Source organism: Streptomyces sp. 8N616, from assembly GCF_052246385.1.
GTDB lineage: Bacteria > Actinomycetota > Actinomycetes > Streptomycetales > Streptomycetaceae > Streptomyces.
On record NZ_JBQQBY010000043.1, the window covers coordinates 37254 to 58565 of the forward strand.

Here is a 21312-nt window from a genome sequence, read left to right on the forward strand (position 1 = left end):
ACATACGGCACAGGGCGGCCACCCCGCCATGGGGTGGCCGCCCTGTGGACGTCCTTGCGGACGGATCGCCTTACTGGTTGTACGGACCGTAGTCGTAGTCCTCCAGCGGAACCGCCTGGCCGGAGCCCGTGCCGAAGGGCGAGTAGTCGATGTCGTCGTAGCCGACAGCCGAGTACATCGCGGCCTTCGCCTCCTCGGTCGGCTCGACCCGGATGTTGCGGTAGCGGGACAGGCCCGTACCGGCCGGGATGAGCTTACCGATGATCACGTTCTCCTTGAGGCCGATCAGGGAGTCCGACTTGGCGTTGATCGCCGCGTCGGTCAGGACCCTGGTCGTCTCCTGGAAGGACGCCGCCGACAGCCAGGACTCGGTCGCCAGCGAGGCCTTGGTGATACCCATCAGCTGCGGACGGCCGGAGGCCGGGTGGCCGCCTTCCTGGACGACACGGCGGTTCTCCCCCTCGAAGCGCGTGCGCTCCACGAGCTCGCCCGGCAGAAGCTCCGCGTCGCCGGACTCGATGATCGTCACGCGGCGCAGCATCTGCCGGATGATGATCTCGATGTGCTTGTCGTGGATCGACACACCCTGCGAGTTGTAGACCTTCTGGACCTCGCCGACCAGGTGGACCTGGACGGCCCGCTGGCCGAGGATCCGCAGCACGTCGTGCGGGTTGACCGCACCGACGGTCAGCGGCTGGCCGACCTCGACGTGGTCGCCCTCGCCCACCAGGAGACGGGCTCGCTTCGAGACGCCGTACGAGGTCTCGTCGGAGCCGTCGTCCGGGGTGACGACGAGCTTCTTGGTCTTCTCGGTCTCCTCGATCCGGACGCGGCCGGCGGCCTCCGAGATCGGCGCGACGCCCTTGGGCGTACGGGCCTCGAAGAGCTCGACGACACGCGGCAGACCCTGGGTGATGTCGTCACCGGCCACACCACCGGTGTGGAAGGTACGCATCGTCAGCTGGGTGCCGGGCTCACCGATGGACTGGGCCGCGATGATGCCGACGGCCTCGCCGATGTCCACCAGCTTGCCGGTGGCCAGGGAGCGGCCGTAGCACATGGCGCAGGTGCCGACCGCGGACTCGCAGGTCAGGACCGAGCGGGTCTTGACCGTCCCGACGCCGTGCCGGACCAGCTCGTCGATGAGCACGTCGCCCAGGTCGGTGTTGGCCGGGGCCAGCACCTTGCCGTCCGCGACGATGTCCTCGGCCAGGGCACGCGCGTACACGCTGGTCTCGACGTTCTCGGCCTTGCGCAGCACGCCGTCGGCGCCCTTGGAGGCGATCACCAGCTTGAGGCCGCGGTCGGTGCCGCAGTCCTCCTCGCGGATGATCACGTCCTGCGAGACGTCGACCAGACGACGGGTCAGGTAACCCGAGTCGGCGGTACGCAGGGCGGTGTCCGCGAGACCCTTACGGGCACCGTGCGTGGAGATGAAGTACTCCAGCACGGAGAGACCCTCACGGAACGACGCCTTAATGGGCCGCGGGATGGTCTCGTTCTTCGCGTTGGACACCAGACCACGCATACCCGCGATCTGACGCATCTGCATCATGTTTCCGCGAGCACCCGAGTTGACCATCATGAAGATGGGGTTGGTCTTCGGGAAGTTCGCGGTCATCGCCTCGGCAACCTCGTTGGTCGCCTTGGTCCAGATCGCGATGAGCTCCTGGGTGCGCTCGTCCTTGGTGATCAGACCGCGCTCGTACTGCTTCTGGACCTTCTCGTCCTGCGCCTCGTAGCCTGTGATGATGGCCTTCTTGGCCTCGGGGACGACGATGTCGGTGACCGCGACGGTGACACCGGAGCGGGTGGCCCAGTGGAAGCCCGCCGCCTTCAGGTTGTCGAGCGTCGCCGCCACGATGACCTTCGGGTAGCGCTCGGCGAGGTCGTTGACGATCTCGGAGAGCTGCTTCTTGCCCACCGAGTAGTCGACGAACGGGTAGTCCTCGGGCAGCAGCTCGTTGAAGAGCGCGCGGCCCAGGGTCGTGCGCAGCGTGAAGCTGTCGCCCGGCTGCCACTCCGGCTCACCCTCCTCCGGAACCGGCGGGGTCCAACCGCGGGGCGGGACGGTGCCGATCGGGAAGCGGATGTCGACCTTCGCCTGGAGCGAGAGCTCGCGGGCGTCGAACGCCATGATCGCCTCGGCGACCGAGGAGAACGAGCGGCCCTCGCCCTTGACGTCCCGCTCCGCCTCGTCGGTGGTGAGGAAGAACAGGCCGAGCACCATGTCCTGGGTCGGCATGGTGACCGGGCGGCCGTCGGCGGGCTTGAGGATGTTGTTCGAGGACAGCATCAGGATGCGGGCCTCGGCCTGGGCCTCCGCGGACAGCGGCAGGTGCACGGCCATCTGGTCACCGTCGAAGTCCGCGTTGAACGCGGTGCAGACGAGCGGGTGGATCTGAATGGCCTTGCCCTCGACCAGCTGCGGCTCGAAGGCCTGGATGCCGAGGCGGTGCAGGGTCGGCGCACGGTTGAGCAGCACCGGGTGCTCGGCGATGACCTCTTCCAGCACGTCGTACACGACCGTACGGCCGCGCTCGACCATGCGCTTGGCCGACTTGATGTTCTGCGCGTGGTTGAGGTCAACCAGGCGCTTCATCACGAACGGCTTGAAGAGCTCCAGCGCCATGGCCTTGGGCAGACCGCACTGGTGCAGCTTGAGCTGCGGGCCGACGACGATGACCGAACGGGCCGAGTAGTCGACGCGCTTGCCGAGCAGGTTCTGACGGAACCGGCCCTGCTTGCCCTTGAGCATGTCGGACAGCGACTTCAGCGGGCGGTTGCCCGGGCCGGTCACCGGCCGGCCGCGGCGGCCGTTGTCGAACAGCGCGTCGACGGCCTCCTGCAGCATCCGCTTCTCGTTGTTCACGATGATCTCGGGCGCGCCGAGGTCGAGAAGCCGCTTGAGGCGGTTGTTCCGGTTGATGACGCGGCGGTACAGGTCGTTCAGGTCGGAGGTCGCGAAGCGGCCACCGTCCAGCTGCACCATCGGGCGCAGGTCCGGCGGGATCACCGGGACGCAGTCCAGCACCATGCCCTTGGGGCTGTTGCTGGTCTGCAGGAAGGCGGAGACGACCTTGAGGCGCTTGAGCGCACGGGTCTTCTTCTGGCCCTTCCCGGTCCGGATGATCTCGCGGAGGCGCTCCGCCTCCTCGTCGAGGTTGAAGGTCTCCAGGCGCTTCTGCAGAGCAGCGGCACCCATGGAGCCGTCGAAGTACGTGCCGAAGCGGTCCCGCAGCTCGCGGTAGAGCAGCTCGTCGCCCTCGAGGTCCTGGACCTTGAGGTTCTTGAAGCGGGTCCACACCTCGTCGAGACGGTCGATCTCGCGCTGGGCGCGGTCGCGCAGCTGCTTCATCTCGCGCTCGGCACCCTCGCGCACCTTGCGGCGCACGTCGGCCTTGGCACCCTCGGCCTCGAGCTCGGCCAGGTCGGCCTCGAGCTTCTTGGCGCGGGCCTCGAGGTCGGCGTCGCGGCGCTGCTCGACCTGCTGGCGCTCGACGGAGACATGGGCCTCCAGCGAGGGCAGGTCGCGCGTACGGCGCTCCTCGTCCACCCACGTGATCATGTAGGCGGCGAAGTAGATGACCTTCTCGAGGTCCTTCGGGGCGAGGTCGAGCAGGTAGCCCAGGCGCGACGGGACGCCCTTGAAGTACCAGATGTGCGTGACGGGGGCGGCCAGCTCGATGTGGCCCATCCGCTCGCGTCGCACCTTGGCGCGAGTGACCTCGACGCCGCAGCGCTCGCAGATGATGCCCTTGAAGCGGACGCGCTTGTACTTACCGCAGTAGCACTCCCAGTCCCGGGTCGGACCGAAGATCTTCTCGCAGAAGAGTCCGTCCTTTTCGGGCTTGAGGGTGCGGTAGTTGATGGTCTCCGGCTTCTTGACCTCACCGTGCGACCACTGACGGATGTCGTCAGCGGTGGCCAGGCCGATCCGCAGCTCGTCGAAGAAGTTGACGTCGAGCACTTGTCGTCAATCCCTCTTTCGGGGTCGTGTCTTCAGGGGTCTGACTGAGGGTCCGGATGGGGGTCCCCCCAGGCCGTTCAGGCTCTGGGGGAGGACGGGGCTCACGTTGGGAGCCCCGTCCAGACCCGTCAGACCTCTTCGACGCTGCTCGGCTCGCGCCGGGACAGGTCGATACCGAGCTCCTCCGCAGCGCGGAAGACGTCCTCGTCGGTGTCGCGCATCTCGATGGACATGCCGTCCGAGGACAGCACCTCCACGTTGAGGCACAGGGACTGCATCTCCTTGATGAGCACCTTGAAGGACTCGGGGATGCCGGGCTCAGGGATGTTCTCGCCCTTGACGATGGCCTCGTAGACCTTCACGCGGCCGGTGACGTCGTCGGACTTGATGGTCAGCAGCTCCTGGAGGGCGTAGGCGGCGCCGTAGGCCTCGAGGGCCCACACCTCCATCTCGCCGAAGCGCTGGCCACCGAACTGGGCCTTACCACCCAGCGGCTGCTGGGTGATCATCGAGTACGGGCCGGTCGACCGGGCGTGCAGCTTGTCGTCGACCAGGTGGTGCAGCTTGAGGATGTACATGTACCCGACCGAGATCGGGTCCGGGAACGGCTCGCCGGAGCGGCCGTCGAACAGCCGGGCCTTGCCGGAGGGCAGGACGAGCCGGTCGCCGTCCCGGTTCGGGACCGTCGCCTCGAAGAGGCCGGCGATCTCGTCCTCGCGCGCCCCGTCGAACACCGGGGTGGCGACGTTGGTACCGGGCTGCACCTCGTCGGCGCCGATGACCTGGAGGCGCTTCATCCAGTCCTCGTTGCCCTCGACCTTCCAGCCCTGGCTGGCGAGCCAGCCAAGGTGGATCTCCAGGACCTGTCCCGGGTTCATCCGGGACGGGACGCCCAGCGGGTTGAGGATGATGTCGACCGGGGTGCCGTCCTCCAGGAACGGCATGTCCTCGACCGGAAGGATCTTGGAGATGACGCCCTTGTTGCCGTGGCGGCCGGCGAGCTTGTCACCGTCGGTGATCTTGCGCTTCTGTGCGACGTAGACGCGGACCAGCTGGTTCACGCCCGGCGGCAGCTCGTCGCCCTCCTCGCGGTCGAAGACGCGCACGCCGATGACCTTGCCGGTCTCGCCGTGCGGCACCTTCAGCGAGGTGTCACGGACCTCACGGGCCTTCTCACCGAAGATCGCGCGGAGCAGGCGCTCCTCCGGGGTCAGCTCGGTCTCGCCCTTCGGGGTGACCTTGCCGACCAGGATGTCGCCCGCGACGACCTCGGCACCGATGCGGATGATGCCGCGCTCGTCGAGGTCGGCGAGGACCTCCTCGGAGACGTTCGGGATGTCCCGGGTGATCTCCTCGGGGCCCAGCTTGGTGTCGCGGGCGTCGACCTCGTGCTCCTCGATGTGGATCGAGGAGAGGACGTCGTCCTGCACCAGGCGCTGGCTGAGGATGATCGCGTCCTCGTAGTTGTGGCCCTCCCACGGCATGAACGCCACGAGCAGGTTCTTGCCGAGCGCCATCTCGCCCTCGTCCGTGGACGGACCATCGGCGAGGACCTGGCCCTCGATCACCCGCGCGCCCTCGTCCACGACGACCTTCTGGTTGAAGGAGGTGCCCTGGTTGGAGCGGTTGAACTTGGCCACCCGGTAGGTGGTGTACGTGCCGTCGTCGTTGGCGACGGTGACGTAGTCCGCGGAGACCTCCTGGACCACACCCGCCTTCTCGGCCTTGATGACGTCGCCCGCGTCGACCGCGCAGCGGTACTCCATGCCGGTGCCGACCAGCGGGGCCTCGGCCCGGATGAGCGGCACGGCCTGGCGCATCATGTTCGATCCCATGAGCGCGCGGTTGGCGTCGTCGTGCTCGAGGAACGGGATCATGGCCGTCGCGACCGACACCATCTGGCGCGGCGAGACGTCCATGTAGTCCACGTCGGTGCCCGGCACGTAGTCGACCTCGCCGCCACGGCGGCGGACCAGCACGCGGGCCTCGGCGAAGTGGTTGTCGTCCGTCAGCGGCGCGTTGGCCTGCGCGATGACGAAGCGGTCCTCCTCGTCCGCGGTGAGGAAGTTCACCTCATCGGTGACGACACCCTTCTCGTCGACCTTGCGGTACGGCGTCTCGACGAAGCCGAACGCGTTGACCCGGCCGTACGACGCGAGCGAGCCGATCAGACCGATGTTCGGGCCCTCGGGCGTCTCGATCGGGCACATGCGGCCGTAGTGCGACGGGTGCACGTCACGGACCTCGAAGCCCGCCCGCTCACGGGACAGACCGCCCGGACCCAGCGCCGACAGGCGGCGCTTGTGGGTCAGACCCGACAGCGGGTTGGTCTGGTCCATGAACTGGGAGAGCTGGCTGGTGCCGAAGAACTCCTTGATGGAGGCGACGACCGGCCGGATGTTGATCAGGGTCTGCGGCGTGATCGCCTCGACGTCCTGGGTCGTCATGCGCTCGCGCACGACGCGCTCCATCCGCGCCAGACCCGTACGGACCTGGTTCTGGATGAGCTCGCCGACGTTGCGCAGACGGCGGTTGCCGAAGTGGTCGATGTCGTCGGTCTCGACGACGATCTGGCTGCCGTTCTCGCCGACCGTCTCGGTCTCGCCCGCGTGCAGCTTGACCAGGTACTTGATCGTCGCGATGACGTCGTCCGTGGTCAGCACGCCGGCGTCGAGCGGCTGGTCCCCGCCGAGCTTCTTGTTCACCTTGTAGCGGCCGACCTTCGCGAGGTCGTAGCGCTTCGGGTTGAAGTAGAGGTTCTCGAGCAGGGTCTGCGCGGCCTCGCGGGTCGGCGGCTCGCCCGGCCGCAGCTTGCGGTAGATGTCGAGCAGCGCGTCGTCCTGGCCCTGGGTGTGGTCCTTCTCCAGGGTGGCGCGCATGGACTCGTACTCGCCGAACTCCTCGAGGATCTGCTCGGTGGTCCAGCCGAGCGCCTTGAGGAGAACGGTCACGGACTGCTTGCGCTTGCGGTCGATGCGGACACCGACCATGTCGCGCTTGTCGATCTCCATCTCGAGCCAGGCACCCCGGGACGGAATGATCTTGGCGGAGAAGATGTCCTTGTCGGACGTCTTGTCGATGGAGCTGTCGAAGTAGACACCGGGAGAGCGGACCAGCTGCGATACGACGACACGCTCGGTGCCGTTGATCACGAAGGTGCCCTTGTTGGTCATGAGGGGGAAGTCACCCATGAAGACCGTCTGGGACTTGATCTCACCGGTCTCGTTGTTGGTGAATTCCGCAGTGACGAACAGCGGAGCCGCGTAGGTGAAGTCGCGCTCCTTGCACTCGTCGATCGAGTTCTTCGGCGGCTCGAAGCGGTGGTCGCGGAAGGTCAGCGACATCGACCCGGAGAAGTCCTCGATCGGGGAGATCTCTTCGAAGATCTCCTCCAGACCGGACTTGGTGGGGACGTCCTGTCCACTCTCCAGGGCCGACTCGACGCGAGCCTTCCAGGCGGCATTGCCGAGCAGCCAGTCGAAGCTCTCGGTTTGCAGCGCAAGGAGGTTCGGAACCTCGAGGGGCTCCTTGATCTTCGCAAAAGAGATGCGCAGCGGGGCGGTGCTGGCGCCGTTGTTCGTATTGGCAGTCGAGGCGTTGCGCGAGGCGGCCAAGAGGGGGTCCTTCCGAGGGCTCGGACTCACTACGCGCGTACCGGTCCAGTTCGATACACACCGGCAGAAATCCCAGGTCAGGGAGTCTCATTCAATAATGATCGAACGTGGGCTTGCCCCTGGTGACGGGCAGGGAGCAGCTAACAGGCAGCGCAAAGGGTCAGTGTAGCCACTTGGCCCACTGATGTCCAGACCGGTTCCCCGGGCCCCGGGGTGCGTCCCTCGTTGTTCTTCATCGCCTGCTGCAAGCCACGCGCTGGAAGCGCATATCGATCCTGCCCTCTTCGTCTGCGATCCATGCCTCGGATCCTGGATCGGTGTGACGACGCGTCCTGAGAATTGCGCGCTGCGTGCCGTTCGTCAAGGCCCCCCGCCTCCCAGAGATCGTCCGGAAGGCCCGCAGACCAGGCAACGAAGATCACCATACCCGCCATGCGGCAGGGGGCAAGGGACCCTGTGCGGCAACGTCCGAGGGCGACCACCCGTTCGGGTGATCGCCCTCGGCGAACGAGTCGTGAGCCTTCAGAAGGTCACTTGACCTCGACGGACGCGCCGGCGCCCTTGAGGGACTCGGCGGCCTTGTCGGCCTGCTCCTTGTTGACCTTCTCGAGAACCGGCTTCGGGGTGCCGTCGACGAGGTCCTTGGCCTCCTTCAGACCCAGCGAGGTCAGCTCACGCACGACCTTGATGACCTGGATCTTCTTGTCGCCCGCACCGGTGAGGACGACGTCGAACTCGTCCTTCTCCGGCTCGGCCTCGGCGACCGGGGCGCCCGGCGCACCGGCGGCGGCGACGGCGACCGGCGCGGCGGCCTCGACGTCGAACTTCTCCTCGAAGGCCTTCACGAACTCGGAGAGCTCGATGAGGGTCATCTCGCTGAACTGCTCGAGCAGCTCGTCCTGGCTGAGCTTCGCCATGGTGGCGGTCCTTCCACTAATTCGGCTGGTGCCGGGTGTACTGCACTTCTTGGGCGGGCGTATGCCTATGGCATCACTTGGTTACGGGCCCGCTGCGACAGACGGGAGTCGGTTACTCCGCGTCGGCCTCGGCGGGAGCCGGCGTACCGGCACCGCCCTGCTCGACCTTGCTGCGAAGGGCGTCCGCGGTGCGGACGAACTTCGAGAGCGGGGCCTGGAAGGTCGCCGCGGCCTTGGCCATGGACGCCTTCATGCCACCGGCCAGCTTGGCGAGCAGCACCTCACGGGACTCGAGGTCCGCGAGCTTCTTGATCTCGTCAGCGGTCAGCGCCTTGCCGTCAAGGACACCGCCCTTGATGACGAGAGCGGGGTTCTCCTTGGCGAAGTCACGGAGACCCTTCGCCGCCTCGACCGGGTCACCGGTCACGAAGGCGACGGCCGACGAACCCGCGAACAGGTCGTCGAGCGTGTTGATCCCGGCCTCGTTGGCCGCGATCTTGGTCAGCGTGTTCTTCACCACACGGTACTGAGCGTTCTCACCGAGCGAACGGCGCAGCTCCTTGAGCTGTGCCACGGTAAGACCGGTGTACGCAGTCACAACAGCGGCGTTGGAGTTGCGGAACTTGTCCCGCATCTCCTCGACGGCTGCGACCTTGTCGGGCCTCGCCATGAGCCTCGGCCTCCTTCCGGGTGATGAGGACCGCTCGGAAGGGGCTGAACAGAACAAACGCCCCGGCGCAGGCGCACGGGGCTCGGCTCGACCGGACAGACGCCCGGGAGCTTCATCCTCATTCACCTACGCGGGTCGTCCGCAGCTAGCGGATCCTTCGGCCGCCGTCCCCCTCTTGCAGAGGCACGGCAACGACCAGCGGTCTTTGGCTTCTCGCACAGATTACGCGGCCACGCGCCCGTACACAAATCGGCCCCCGCACGCAAGAGTGCGGGGGCCGATCGGGTTCGCTCGCGCGCCGCTGTCGACGGATCAGACGGCGGCCACGTCCTCCTCGGCGAGGAGGTTACGGGTGCGGTTGGCGTCGACCGGAATGCCGGGGCCCATCGTGGTGGTGATGGTGGCCTTCTTGATGTACCGGCCCTTCGCGGCGGACGGCTTCAGACGGAGGATCTCCTCCAGCGCCGCGCCGTAGTTCTCCACCAGCTTGGCCTCGTCGAACGAGACCTTGCCGATGATGAAGTGCAGGTTCGCGTGCTTGTCGACACGGAACTCGATCTTGCCGCCCTTGATCTCGGTCACGGCCTTGGCCACGTCCGGAGTGACGGTGCCGGTCTTCGGGTTCGGCATCAGACCACGGGGGCCGAGGACGCGGCCCAGGCGGCCGACCTTGCCCATGAGGTCCGGGGTGGCGACGACGGCGTCGAAGTCCAGGCGGCCCTTCGACACCTCGTCGATGAGCTCGTCGGCGCCGACGATGTCGGCGCCCGCGGCACGCGCGGCCTCGGCACGGTCACCGGTCGCGAAGACCAGGACCCGGGCGGTCTTACCGGTGCCGTGCGGAAGGTTCACGGTGCCGCGGACCATCTGGTCGGCCTTGCGCGGGTCGACGCCCAGGCGGAAGGCGACCTCGACGGTGCCGTCGAACTTGGTCGAGGAGGTCTCCTTGGCGAGACGGACGGCCTCGAGCGGGGCGTACACACGCTCCCGGTCGATCTTCGCGTCCGCAGCGCGGAAAGTCTTGCTGCGCTTCACTGCTGCTCCTATGTCAGTCATACGGAGGTGTGGTACGGGCCAGCGCGTGGCCCCTCCACGGGGGTGCTGAGTGGGGTGATCAGCCCTCGACCGTGATGCCCATGGAACGGGCGGTGCCGGCGATGATCTTCTCGGCGGCGTCGAGGTCGTTGGCGTTCAGGTCGGGCATCTTGGTGGTGGCGATGTCGCGGACCTGGTCGCGGGTGATCTTGGCGACCTTGGTCTTGTGCGGCTCGCCGGAGCCCTTGTCCACACCCGCGGCCTTGAGGATCAGCTTCGCGGCCGGCGGAGTCTTGGTGATGAAGGTGAAGGAACGGTCCTCGTAGACCGTGATCTCCACCGGCACGACCATGCCACGCTGCGACTCGGTCGCTGCGTTGTAGGCCTTGCAGAACTCCATGATGTTGACGCCGTGCTGACCCAGCGCGGGGCCGACCGGCGGAGCCGGGTTGGCGGCACCGGCCTGGATCTGGAGCTTGATCAGCCCCGTGACCTTCTTCTTCTTGGGAGGCATGCTCTCTCCGGGTCCAGTTAAGAGGTGATTCGCCTCCAGTCCGGATCATCCGGTTGGAGGCATACCGCACAACGATAACGGGTAGGGCTGCGCGGCCAAAAACCGGCCAGGTCGGACCAGCCCACGGAGAGCGGTCTTGACCTGGCCGGAAGCAGTCGGAAGCGGCGGAAGGCGCCGTCCGGAGCCTTCAGTTCTTCTGGATCTGGTCGAAGCTCAGCTCGACCGGGGTCTCCCGGCCGAAGATCTCGACCAGGCCCTTGACCTTCTTCGAGTCGGGGTTGATCTCGTTGATCGTCGCCTGCAGCGTCGCGAACGGACCGTCGGTGACCGTGACCGAGTCGCCGACCTCGAAGTCCAGCACCTGGACCTCGACCTTGCGGCTCGGCGCCGGGACGCCCGCCTCCGCGGCGGCGGCCTTGGCCGCGGCCTCCTCCGCCTCCGGGGCGAGCATCTTGACGATCTCGTCCAGGGTGAGCGGGTACGGGTCGTAGGCGTTGCCGACGAAGCCGGTGACGCCCGGGGTGTTCCGGACCACGCCCCACGACTCGTTCGTCAGGTCCATCCGCACCAGCACGTAACCGGGCAGCTTGTTCTGGCGTACGTTCTTCCGCTCGCCGTTCTTGATCTGGACGATCTCTTCCTCGGGCACCTCGGCCTGGTAGATGAAGTCCTCGACGTTCAGCGAGACGGCGCGCTGCTCCAGGTTGGCCTTCACGCGCTTCTCGTAGCCCGCGTAGGTGTGGATCACGTACCACTCGCCCGGGAGGGTGCGCAGCTCCTCGCGCAGGGCCTCGACCGGGTCGGCAGCCGGGGCCTCCTCCTCCGGAGCCACGTCCTCGGCGACCTCGGCCACGGCGGTGGCCTCGTCCTCGACGTGCATCGCGGCTTCCTCGGCCGGCTCGCCCGCCGCTGCGTCCGCAGCCTCGGCCTGGTCGACCTCGTCGGCCGCCTCGACGATGTCGACCGCTGCCTCGTCGCCCTCGGCGGGCTCGGTGGCGTCGTTCAGGTTCGGGTCGTCAGACACGGTGGCTGCTTCTTCCTGGCTTCAAGGGGTGGAACAGGCGGAGGTTCGTCCCGCGGACTCCCTCCGCGGGATCAGCCGAAGACGTACTTGACGGCCTCGGAGAATCCCCAGTCAATCACGGTCACAAGACCGATCATGATGACAACGAAGACAATCACCACAGTGGTGTAGGTCGACAGCTGGCTGCGGGTCGGCCAGACGACCTTGCGAAGCTCCGCGACGATCTGTCGGTAGAAGAGCGCAAGTCGGCCCAGGGGACCCTTCTTGCCGCGCTTGCCGCCGCGACGGCCCTTCTTGGTCGCGATCTCGTCCTCGGGACGACCGCTTTCAGGCGTCGCGGTGGAGCCAGGGGCTGCCGTCACTCGTCCTCACCTGAATCCCGGGTCGTGGCCGTGCCGCGCCCGGTGGAGCCGCACGGCGGTGCAATCAGTACGTACCTGCACGCACATTCCTGACGAAGAATGTGCGGAGCAGGGCCGGAGGGACTTGAACCCCCAACCGCTGGTTTTGGAGACCAGTGCTCTACCAATTGAGCTACGACCCTTTGTTGTTTCCCCCAACGTACCGCATCCGCCCGGGTGCACGGAGTGCGCAGGGCGGAGCGGCCGGTGAAGGCCAACGACGCATGAGTGTACGTGGTCCGCGGCCGGGCGTCGAACACGTACCTGCGAGGTCCCGGGATACCTGTGGATACCTGAGTGCCCCTCGGCGGCAGGGTCTGCGACGATGCAGTCATGACCGCTGCTACTCCACCCGCAACGTCCGCTACCGACCGACGGGTATCGGCCCGTATCGGCGCGATCTCCGAGTCCGCGACCCTGGCCGTGGACGCCAAGGCCAAGGCCCTCAAGGCCGCCGGGCGTCCCGTGATCGGCTTCGGCGCGGGCGAGCCCGACTTCCCGACGCCCGGCTACATCGTCGAGGCCGCCGTGGAGGCCTGCCGCAACCCGAAGTACCACCGCTACACGCCTGCCGGCGGTCTCCCCGAGCTCAAGGCCGCCATCGCCGCCAAGACACTGCGCGACTCCGGCTACGAGGTCGAGGCGCCGCAGATCCTGGTGACCAACGGCGGCAAGCAGGCGATCTACGAAGCCTTCGCCGCAATCCTGGACCCGGGCGACGAGGTCATCGTCCCGGCCCCGTACTGGACCACGTACCCCGAGTCGATCCGGCTGGCCGGCGGCGTGCCCGTGGAGGTCGTCGCCGACGAGACGACCGGCTACCGCGTGAGCGTGGAGCAGCTGGAGGCCGCGCGCACGGAGCGCACGAAGGTCGTGCTGTTCGTGTCGCCGTCCAACCCGACCGGTGCCGTGTACGCGCGCGAGCAGGTCGAGGAGATCGGCCGCTGGGCCGCCGAGCACGGCCTGTGGGTGCTCACCGACGAGATCTACGAGCACCTGGTCTACGGCGACGCCGAGTTCTCCTCGCTGCCCGCGCTCGTTCCGGAGCTGCGCGACAAGTGCATCGTCGTCAACGGCGTGGCCAAGACGTACGCGATGACCGGCTGGCGCGTGGGCTGGTTCATCGGCCCGAAGGACGTGGTCAAGGCCGCGACCAACCTGCAGTCCCACGCCACCTCGAATGTGTCGAACGTCGCCCAGGTCGCCGCCATCGCCGCGGTCTCCGGTGACCTCGACGCCGTCGAGGAGATGAAGACGGCCTTCGACCGCCGCCGCCGCACCATCGTGCGGATGCTGAACGAGATCGACGGCGTGGTGTGCCCGGAGCCGGAGGGCGCCTTTTACGCGTACCCCTCGGTGAAGGGGCTGCTCGGCAAGGAGATCCGCGGTAAGCGGCCGCAGTCGAGCGTGGAGCTCGCCGAGGTGATCCTCGAGGAGGCCGAGGTCGCGGTCGTGCCGGGCGAGGCCTTCGGCACGCCGGGCTACCTGCGGCTGTCGTACGCGCTGGGCGACGAGGACCTGGTCGAGGGCGTCTCGCGGCTGCAGAAGCTGCTGGGCGAAGCGAAGTAGGTCTTCTCGAATTCGTGAAGTAGCGGGCCTCCGGCTTCGGCCGGGGGGCCCGCATTCGTTTTCGGGCACGGGCTCGTTCAGGGAATCCCCTACCGATACGCCGGATCCATGCGGCAGGATCTTCCAATGGAAAGCGCTCGATCCGTCCGTCTCCTGCCCAAGGCCCATCTGCATCTGCACTTCACCGGGTCGATGCGGTCCGGCACGCTGCTGGAGCTCGCCGAGAAGTACGGCGTCCATCTGCCCGACGCGCTGAGCGGCGGCGAGCCTCCCAGGCTGCGGGCGACCGACGAGCGCGGCTGGTTCCGCTTCCAGCGGCTCTACGACATCGCGCGGTCCTGTCTACGGTCCGCGGAGGACATCCAGCGGCTGGTCCTCGAGGCGGCCGAGGAGGACGTACGGGACGGGTCGGGCTGGCTGGAGATCCAGGTCGACCCCACCTCGTACGCACCCCGGCTCGGCGGGCTGATCCCGGCCATGGAGATCATCCTCGACGCGGTGGAGACGGCGTCCCGGGAGACGGGCCTGGGGATGCGGGTGCTCGTGGCGGCGAACCGTACGAAGCACCCGCTGGACGCGCGGACCCTGGCGCGGCTCGCGGTCCGGTACGCGGACCGGGGCGTCGTCGGCTTCGGCCTCTCCAACGACGAACGCCGCGGTTTCGCGCGCGACTTCGACCGGGCCTTCGCGATCGCCAGGGACGGCGGGCTGCTCGCGGCCCCGCACGGCGGTGAGCTGTCCGGGCCCGGCAGCGTCCGGGACTGCCTCGACGACCTGGACGCGGGGCGGATCGGGCACGGCGTGCGGGCCGCGGAGGACCCGCGGCTGCTGCGCAAGCTGGCCGAGCGCGGGGTGACCTGCGAGGTCTGTCCGTCCTCGAACGTGGCGCTCGGCGTCTACGAGAAGCCGGAGGACGTACCGCTGCGGACGCTCTTCGACGCGGGGGTCCCGATGGCGCTGGGCGCGGACGACCCGCTGCTCTTCGGCTCCCGCCTCGCGGACCAGTACGAGCTGGCCCGCGCGCACCACGGCTTCACGGACGCTGAACTCGCGGAGCTGGCGCGCCAGTCGGTGCGGGGCTCGGCGGCGCCGGAGGACGTGGAGGGGAAGCTGCTGGCCGGGATCGACGACTGGCTGGCCGGCTGAGGGCGGGAGGGACTGAGCGCGGTCCGGACTGAGGGTGGGTCGGACTGAGGGCGGGTCGGCTCGGCCTAGGCGATTCCGTTCAGGACCGTGCGGGCCACGGAGGGGGCGAACGCGTCGAGCGGCGGGACGGCGGCGTCGTCCCCCGTGAACCCCTTCAAGAAGCCGCGCTGGTAGCAGGCGCCGAGCAGCAGGGCGGCGGCCGCGTCGGTGTCGGCGTCCTGGCGGATGCGGCCTGCGTCGCGTTCGGCGCGCAGATAGGCGGCGAGGGCGTCGAGGGGGCGGTGCGGGCCCGCGTCCCCGCCGAGCCTGCGCAGCCCCTCGCGGTGGCGGCGCAGCAGGGCGGGCTCGGCGAAGAGGGAGGCGGCGATGGGCACGCTCGACTCGTAGAAGAGGGTAGCCCTGCGGACGATTTCGGTGAGGTTCTCCTCGACGCTGTCCGTCGCAGGGGTGTGCTGGAGCTCGGCGAGCAGCGAGCCGAGCCTGGGGAGCCGCTCTTCGAGGACGTGGACGAAGAGGTCCTCCTTGCTCGCGAAGTGCTTGTAGAGGGCGGCTTCGGAGCATCCGGCCGCCTTCGCGATCTCCTTGGTGGTGGCGCGGGCGAGGCCGATGGTGAGCATGAGGTCATGGGCGGCGTCGAGGATGCGGACCCGGGTGGGGGGCGGCGCTGGCATCGGTTGCTCCATCAGGCCTTGACGAAGGGGTGAGTGTCCACTCACCCTAGCGGTGAGTGAATACTTACCCACCGAGGGAGCGGACACGCAATGGATCTCACGGTGTTCGGAGCGACCGGGGGCATCGGGCAGGAGATCGTCCGGCAGGCCCTGGACGCGGGCCACCGCGTCACGGCCGTGGTGCGCGACCCGGCCCGGCTCACGGTGACCGGCGCTGAACTGCAGGTCGTGACGGCCGGGCTCGGGGACGCGGAGGCGCTGCGGCCGGCGCTCGCGGGGCGGGACGCGGTGTTCTCGGGCCTCGGCCCGCGCAGCCCCAGGAAGGTCGGCATCGCCGAGTCCGGCACCCGCAGCATCCTGCGGGCCATGGAAGCCGAGGGGGTGCGCCGCTTCCTCGCGGTGAGCGCGGCGCCGCTCGGTCCCGTGCCGGACGGCGACTCCTTCCTGCAGCGCCGGGTGCTCTTCCCGCTGATCTCGCGGCTGCTGCGCAGCGTGTACGACGACCTGCGGGCGATGGAGGACGAGATGCGGCGCAGCGCCACGGACTGGACTTCCGTACGGCCGCCCAAGCTGACTAACAGAGCGCTCACCGGGGCGTACCGGACCGCGCTGAACGCGAATCCGCCGCGCGGCGGGAGCATCGGGCGCGCGGATGTGGCACACGCGATGCTGGCGATGGCCGAGGATCCCGCGACCGTGAAGCAGGCGGTGGGGGTCGCGTACTAGTCACGTACGGGGTCGCTCTCCGGCCGCATGCGGAGACGGGTACTGGTCGCGTACGGGGGTCGCGGCAAGGACGCTTACGAACGGCCCGGAGGATCCGGTCCCTAGAGACTGACGCCGACCGTCACCGGCTCGTTGACAAGGGTGACGCCGAAAGCCGCGTGGACGCCGTCGCGGACCTCGCGGGCGAGGGCGAGGAGATCCTCGGTCGTCGCGCTGCCGCGGTTGGTGAGGGCCAGGGTGTGCTTGGTGGAGATGCGGGCCGGGCCCGTGCCGTAGCCCTTGGTGAAGCCGGCCTTGTCGATCAGCCAGGCGGCGGAGGTCTTGGTCAGGCCGTCGCCCGCGGGGTAGGCCGGGGGCGCCGCGCCCGGGCCGAGGCGCTCGGCCACGCGGGCCAGGAACGCCTCGTGCTCGGCGGCGCTGAGGATGGGGTTGGTGAAGAAGGAGCCCGCGGACCAGGTGTCGTGGTCCTCGGGGTCCAGCACCATGCCCTTGCCCGCGCGGAGCTTGAGGACCGCCTCACGCGCGGCCGCGGCGGGCACGCGGTCGCCGGGCGCGGCGCCCAGAGTGCGGGCGAGCTCGGCGTACTTCACCGGGGCGGACTGGCCGCCGGCGTCCTCGAGTTGGAAGCGGACGCGCAGGACGACGTACCGGCCGGGGTCGGCCTTGAAGCGGCTGTGGCGGTACGAGAAGGCGCACTCCGCGTTCGGGATCGTGACCGTCTCGCCGCTGCGGCGGTCGTAGGCGACGACCTCGGTGATGACCGAGGAGACCTCCTGGCCGTACGCGCCGACGTTCTGGATCGGCGTCGCGCCCGCGGAGCCGGGGATTCCGGCGAGGCACTCGATCCCGGCGAGGCCCGCCTCGACGGTGCGCGCGACGGCCTCGGACCAGTTCTCGCCCGCCGCGAGCTCGAGGCGGGTGCCTGAGAGGGCGAAGCCGGTGGTGGCGATGCGCAGGGCCGTGCCGTCGAAGCCCTTGTCGCCGATGACGAGGTTGCTGCCGCCGGCGATGATCAGGAGCGGGGTGCCGGCCGCATCGGCCTCGCGGACGGCCGAGACGACCTCGTCGTCCGTGGTGGCGGTGACCAGGCGGGTGGCGGGGCCGCCCAGCCGGAAGGTGGTCAGCGGGCCGAGAGGGGCATCGTGGAGTTCCTGCACGCGCACAAGCGTAAGGGGCGGGCGCCCATGCTCCCCGCCCCTTACCACCGCACACCCGGCCCCCTACCACCGCACACCCGCCGCCCCTTACGTCCGCACGCCCACTGTCCCTTACGTCCTTACGTCCCGGCGCCCGGCCCCTGCGGCTGCCTCATGCCCGGACACCCGGCGGCTCAGCGGCAGCCTGGGCTGATCGTCAGGTCCCGTGGCCCGCGGAGCCCTATGCCGCCCGGGAACCAGCAGCGCCACCAGCGCGGCGACGGCCACTGCCGCAGCGCCGGTCCACAGGGCCGGGTTCAGGCCGTCAACGAAGTCGCGGGGCGACGCGTAACCACCCTGCGCCGAGAAGACCGCAGAAAGGATCGCGATCCCCAGCGCTCCCCCGACCTCGCGCATAGCGTTGTTCGCGCCGGAGGCGACGCCCTGCTCCCGGGTCCGGACGCTGGCCATCACCACATTGGCGGTGGGCGCGAAGTACAGCGCCATGCCGATACCGCTGACCACGAGCGCGGGCAGCTGCGCCCCGTACGAGACGCCGGGCGTGATGACCAGCGCGAAGAGCGCGAGGCCGAGCGCCTCGAGGGCCAGGCCCGCCACGATGATCGGCCGGCCGCCGATGCGGTCGGAAAGCGCGCCCGCGACCGGGGTGACGACCAGCGACATCGCCGTCCAGGGCAGCATCCGGATACCCGCCTCCATGGGGCTGTAGCCGCCCACTCCCTGCAGGAACTGGCTGAGCAGGAAGATCGACCCGAACATGCCGAGGAACATCAGCAGGCTCGCCGCGTTGATCGCGCTGAACGCACGGCTGCGGAAGAGGCTCATCGGCAGCATGGGCCACGGGGTGCGCAGCTCGTACGCGACGAAGGCCACCATGAGGACCGCACCGACCGTGAGGCCCGTCAGGATCCGGGGGTCGGTCCAGCCGTCGGCGTTGCCGCGGATCAGCGCGTAGACGATCCCGAACAGGCCTGCGCTGGCGAGGGCCGTGCCCGGCAGGTCGAGGCGGTTGTCCGGGCCGTGGCTCTCGGTCAGGCGGAGGCGGGCCAGCGGGAGCAGCGCGATGCCGACGGGAACGTTGAGCCAGAAGATCCACTGCCAGGAGAGGTGTTCGGTGACCGCGCCGCCGACGAGCGGTCCCGCGGCAACCGCGAGGCCGTTGACCGCGCCCCAGATGCCGTACGCCATGCCGCGCCGCTCGGCGGGCACGGCGGCGGTGAGCAGGGTCAGGGTGAGCGGCATGACCACCGCGGCGCCGATGCCCTGGGCTGCGCGGGCCGCGACAAGACCGTCGATGCCGGGCGCCAGGGCGGCCGCGGCGGAGGCGCCGGTGAAGACGGCGAGCCCCGCGCAGAAGAGGCGGCGGCGGCCGAACCGGTCGCCGAGGGCGGCGCCGAAGAGAAGGAGCACGGCGAACGTGAGGGTGTAGGCGTTCACCGTCCACTCGAGGTCCTCGAGGCCGCCGCCGAGGTCTTCCCTGATGGAGGGCAGGGCGGTGGTGACGACGAGGTTGTCCAGGCTGGCCATGAAGCCGGACATGCTGGTGATGACGAGGGCCCAGACCGCGGTGCGGCGGGTTGTTCGCTGCTGCATCTCCCCTCCTGCTCATATTAGTTATCACTCAATAACTTTTGCGGGCGCGGAAAAGCGCGACGCCCGGACAGCATGCTTCAGTCGGGGAACGCGCCGAACCCGGACCACACCCGGTGCTCGGCGGGAAACCCGAGCGACACGAGGACGTTGATCAGCATTCCCCAAGCCATGAACCTGGTGGTCTCGACGGCCTCCGCGCCGAGCGCCAAGTGCGCCTGGTCCCACAGCTCGGACCACTCGTCGCGGATCGCCGCGCCGAACTCGTGGTCACCGGCCGCCTCGGCCGACGCGACCGCGACGTACATCTGCATCTGCATGAGCAGCTTGTCACGGTCACGTACGAGCTTCTTGTACGCCGCCGCCATCGCGTCGAGGGGCGGCATGTCCGGCGACTCCGCCATTGCCTCGCCGAAGGCCCGGCGGGTGTCCTCCAGGCAGCGGCCGGCAGCAGCGAGGAAGATGGCCTGCTTGTTGGGGAAGAGACGAAAAAGGTACGGCTGCGAGACGCCCACGCGGCGCGCGATGGCCTCGGTCGATGTGCCGTTGTAACCGCCCCGGGCGAACTCGGTGATCGCCGCGCGGACGACGCTCTCGCGCCGCTCCTCGGCGCTCATCCGGATACTTCCCTTGGCCATGTGGGTAAGTTAGTGGCCAATCACTAATAAAGCAAAGGGCGGCGCCAGGCCCGGCGCAGAGTGTGGGCACCGGGCCGCGGGCGCTCGGAAACTCACGAGGCGCGGAGGCTCGTACGCGCGCCGCTCAGGCGAGGTGGACGAGGGCGCGGGACATGCCCAGCACCTTCTGGCCCGCGCTGACGGCCGTGAGGTCGACTCGTACCGTACGGTTCTCCAGCTTGGCCGCGACCTTGGCGCTGACCTCGATGGTCGCGCCCCGGTCGTCGTTCGGGACCACGACGGGCTTGGTGAACCGCACGCCGTACTCGGCGACCGCCCCCGGGTCGCCGACCCAGTCGGTCACCACCCGGATCGCCTCGGCCATGGTGAACATGCCGTGCGCGATGACGTCCGGGAGGCCCACCTCCTTGGCGAACTTCTCGTTCCAGTGGATCGGGTTGAAGTCGCCGGATGCGCCCGCGTACCGGACGAGGGTGTCGCGCAGCACCGGGAAGGTCTGGGCCGGCAGCTCGGTGCCGACTTCGACCTCGTCGTACGAAATCTTCGCCGCCATCGCCTCAGCCCTCCTCGGCGGCGCGCGCCACCAGCTTCGTGAGCGCCGTCACCACGTGCTCCCCGCTGTCGTCGTGGACGTCGCCGCGGACGTCGAGGATGTCGTTCCCCGCAAGGGACTTGATGGACTCGATCGTCGAGGTGACGTGGAGCCGGTCGCCTGCGCGGACCGGCCGCGAGTAGACGAATTTCTGGTCGCCATGGACGACACGGCTGTAGTCGAGGCCCAGCGCCGGGTCATGGACGACCTGTTCCGCCGCCTTGAAGGAGATCGCGAAGACGAAGGTCGGCGGAGCGATCACATCCGGGTGGCCGAACTCCTTGGCCGCGTCCGCGTCGGTGTAGACGGGATTCGGGTCACCGATCGCCTCGGCGAATTCACGGATCTTCTCGCGGCCGACCTCGTACGGCGGGGTGGGCGGGTAGGACCGTCCGACGAAGGACTGATCGAGCGGCATGGCTCGCTACCTCCTGGGTCGTTGCTCAGTCGATGATCGGGGTGACCGGTCGACGCCGGCTCGACGCCGGGTCGATCACCGGTTTACTGCTGGGTCGATCAACGACGCGAGGCCGCCCCCGGCTGGGGACGGCCTCGCGTGTCAGCCTGAATTACCGCGTCTCGCGGTGCGCCGTGTGCGAGTTGCAGCGCGGGCAGTACTTCTTCATCTCAAGACGGTCCGGGTTGTTGCGCCGGTTCTTCTTGGTGATGTAGTTCCGCTCCTTGCACTCAACGCAGGCCAGCGTGATCTTCGGGCGGACGTCGGTGGCAGCCACGTGAGTGCTCCTTGACGAACGGATGGATGAACGCAGGAAAGAGTAGCCGATTGAAGGACCGATCCCACAATCGGCTACGCGGTGTAGCGGCGACCGGACTTGAACCGGTGACACAGCGATTATGAGCCGCTTGCTCTACCGACTGAGCTACGCCGCTTGGGATGAGCAGACTCCCCGCCGACCGGCGGGAGGACTGATCACCAGAGCCCCAATACGGAATCGAACCGTAGACCTTCTCCTTACCATGGAGACGCTCTGCCGACTGAGCTATTGGGGCGAGCGGTGAAGACATTACACGCTCGGCCGCCGAACGTGAAATCCGTATCGGTACCTCCTCCCCAGGT

At 68.5% G+C, this 21312-nt stretch carries 18 protein-coding genes and 3 tRNA genes; 3 read left to right on the forward strand and 18 right to left on the reverse strand.

Features of this window, described 5'->3' with window-relative positions; all coding sequences use genetic code 11:
* Positions 1 to 70: 70 nt before the first annotated feature.
* The 9 genes from ACTWQC_RS30530 to ACTWQC_RS30570 form a co-directional block, all read right to left on the reverse strand.
* Entirely contained in the window at positions 71 to 3970 is a 3900-nt protein-coding gene (locus ACTWQC_RS30530) for a DNA-directed RNA polymerase subunit beta' (RefSeq protein ID WP_443319074.1), read from the reverse strand.
* Between the two features lie 128 nt (positions 3971 to 4098).
* On the reverse strand, positions 4099 to 7584 hold the full coding sequence (gene rpoB / locus ACTWQC_RS30535) for a DNA-directed RNA polymerase subunit beta (RefSeq protein ID WP_443319075.1): 3486 nt from the start codon (positions 7582 to 7584) through the stop codon (positions 4099 to 4101).
* Positions 7585 to 8114: 530 nt separating this feature from the next.
* Complete coding sequence (gene rplL / locus ACTWQC_RS30540) at positions 8115 to 8501, reverse strand: 50S ribosomal protein L7/L12 (RefSeq protein ID WP_443319076.1); 387 nt, start codon at positions 8499 to 8501, stop codon at positions 8115 to 8117.
* 112 nt (positions 8502 to 8613) lie between these two features.
* Positions 8614 to 9171: a 50S ribosomal protein L10 gene (gene rplJ, locus ACTWQC_RS30545; protein WP_443319077.1), complete on the reverse strand. Its 558-nt coding sequence runs from the start codon at positions 9169 to 9171 to the stop codon at positions 8614 to 8616.
* A 312-nt stretch (positions 9172 to 9483) separates the two neighbouring features.
* Positions 9484 to 10206 carry a 50S ribosomal protein L1 gene (gene rplA, locus ACTWQC_RS30550; protein WP_443319078.1) on the reverse strand — a complete coding sequence of 241 codons (723 nt, stop codon included), beginning with the start codon at positions 10204 to 10206 and terminating at the stop codon, positions 9484 to 9486.
* Positions 10207 to 10285: 79 nt separating this feature from the next.
* Positions 10286 to 10720 carry a 50S ribosomal protein L11 gene (gene rplK, locus ACTWQC_RS30555; protein WP_055471151.1) on the reverse strand — a complete coding sequence of 145 codons (435 nt, stop codon included), beginning with the start codon at positions 10718 to 10720 and terminating at the stop codon, positions 10286 to 10288.
* A 187-nt stretch (positions 10721 to 10907) separates the two neighbouring features.
* Complete coding sequence (nusG, locus tag ACTWQC_RS30560) at positions 10908 to 11744, reverse strand: transcription termination/antitermination protein NusG (RefSeq protein ID WP_443319079.1); 837 nt, start codon at positions 11742 to 11744, stop codon at positions 10908 to 10910.
* Between the two features lie 71 nt (positions 11745 to 11815).
* Positions 11816 to 12106 (reverse strand): preprotein translocase subunit SecE, encoded by a 291-nt coding sequence (gene secE, locus ACTWQC_RS30565; RefSeq protein WP_443319080.1) that lies wholly within the window; start codon positions 12104 to 12106, stop codon positions 11816 to 11818.
* Between the two features lie 109 nt (positions 12107 to 12215).
* Positions 12216 to 12288: transfer RNA gene (locus ACTWQC_RS30570), tRNA-Trp, on the reverse strand.
* A 190-nt stretch (positions 12289 to 12478) separates the two neighbouring features.
* Between ACTWQC_RS30570 and ACTWQC_RS30575 the strand changes: the two genes are divergently transcribed.
* Together ACTWQC_RS30575 and ACTWQC_RS30580 are read left to right on the forward strand one after the other, a co-directional pair.
* Positions 12479 to 13714, forward strand: coding sequence for a pyridoxal phosphate-dependent aminotransferase (locus ACTWQC_RS30575; RefSeq protein ID WP_443319081.1), 1236 nt, complete (start codon positions 12479 to 12481; stop codon positions 13712 to 13714).
* 108 nt (positions 13715 to 13822) lie between these two features.
* Positions 13823 to 14860 (forward strand): adenosine deaminase, encoded by a 1038-nt coding sequence (locus ACTWQC_RS30580; RefSeq protein ID WP_443319082.1) that lies wholly within the window; start codon positions 13823 to 13825, stop codon positions 14858 to 14860.
* A 65-nt stretch (positions 14861 to 14925) separates the two neighbouring features.
* On the opposite strand, the gene ACTWQC_RS30585 is transcribed toward ACTWQC_RS30580, so the two are convergent.
* The gene (locus ACTWQC_RS30585) at positions 14926 to 15531 is read right to left on the reverse strand and encodes a TetR/AcrR family transcriptional regulator (protein WP_443319083.1); all 606 of its coding nucleotides are present in this window, start codon (positions 15529 to 15531) and stop codon (positions 14926 to 14928) included.
* Positions 15532 to 15621: 90 nt separating this feature from the next.
* Here ACTWQC_RS30585 and ACTWQC_RS30590 point away from each other — a divergent pair, with 90 nt between their 5' ends.
* Positions 15622 to 16257 carry an NAD(P)-dependent oxidoreductase gene (locus ACTWQC_RS30590; protein ID WP_443319084.1) on the forward strand — a complete coding sequence of 212 codons (636 nt, stop codon included), beginning with the start codon at positions 15622 to 15624 and terminating at the stop codon, positions 16255 to 16257.
* Positions 16258 to 16358: 101 nt separating this feature from the next.
* On the opposite strand, the gene ACTWQC_RS30595 is transcribed toward ACTWQC_RS30590, so the two are convergent.
* From ACTWQC_RS30595 to ACTWQC_RS30630, 8 genes are all read right to left on the reverse strand, one after another.
* Positions 16359 to 17414 carry a UDP-N-acetylmuramate dehydrogenase gene (locus ACTWQC_RS30595; protein WP_443319085.1) on the reverse strand — a complete coding sequence of 352 codons (1056 nt, stop codon included), beginning with the start codon at positions 17412 to 17414 and terminating at the stop codon, positions 16359 to 16361.
* 111 nt (positions 17415 to 17525) lie between these two features.
* Positions 17526 to 19007 carry an MFS transporter gene (locus ACTWQC_RS30600; RefSeq protein WP_443319086.1) on the reverse strand — a complete coding sequence of 494 codons (1482 nt, stop codon included), beginning with the start codon at positions 19005 to 19007 and terminating at the stop codon, positions 17526 to 17528.
* A 77-nt stretch (positions 19008 to 19084) separates the two neighbouring features.
* Complete coding sequence (locus ACTWQC_RS30605) at positions 19085 to 19642, reverse strand: TetR/AcrR family transcriptional regulator (protein WP_443319087.1); 558 nt, start codon at positions 19640 to 19642, stop codon at positions 19085 to 19087.
* Positions 19643 to 19766: 124 nt separating this feature from the next.
* Positions 19767 to 20195: a MaoC family dehydratase gene (locus ACTWQC_RS30610; protein WP_443319088.1), complete on the reverse strand. Its 429-nt coding sequence runs from the start codon at positions 20193 to 20195 to the stop codon at positions 19767 to 19769.
* 4 nt (positions 20196 to 20199) lie between these two features.
* Positions 20200 to 20652, reverse strand: a complete 453-nt coding sequence (locus ACTWQC_RS30615) for an FAS1-like dehydratase domain-containing protein (protein WP_443319089.1) — start codon at positions 20650 to 20652, stop codon at positions 20200 to 20202.
* 151 nt (positions 20653 to 20803) lie between these two features.
* On the reverse strand, positions 20804 to 20968 hold the full coding sequence (gene rpmG, locus ACTWQC_RS30620; protein ID WP_255952984.1) for a 50S ribosomal protein L33: 165 nt from the start codon (positions 20966 to 20968) through the stop codon (positions 20804 to 20806).
* A gap of 84 nt (positions 20969 to 21052) precedes the next feature.
* A tRNA-Met gene (locus ACTWQC_RS30625) sits at positions 21053 to 21125 on the reverse strand.
* 47 nt (positions 21126 to 21172) lie between these two features.
* Positions 21173 to 21245: transfer RNA gene (locus ACTWQC_RS30630), tRNA-Thr, on the reverse strand.
* Positions 21246 to 21312 lie beyond the last annotated feature (67 nt).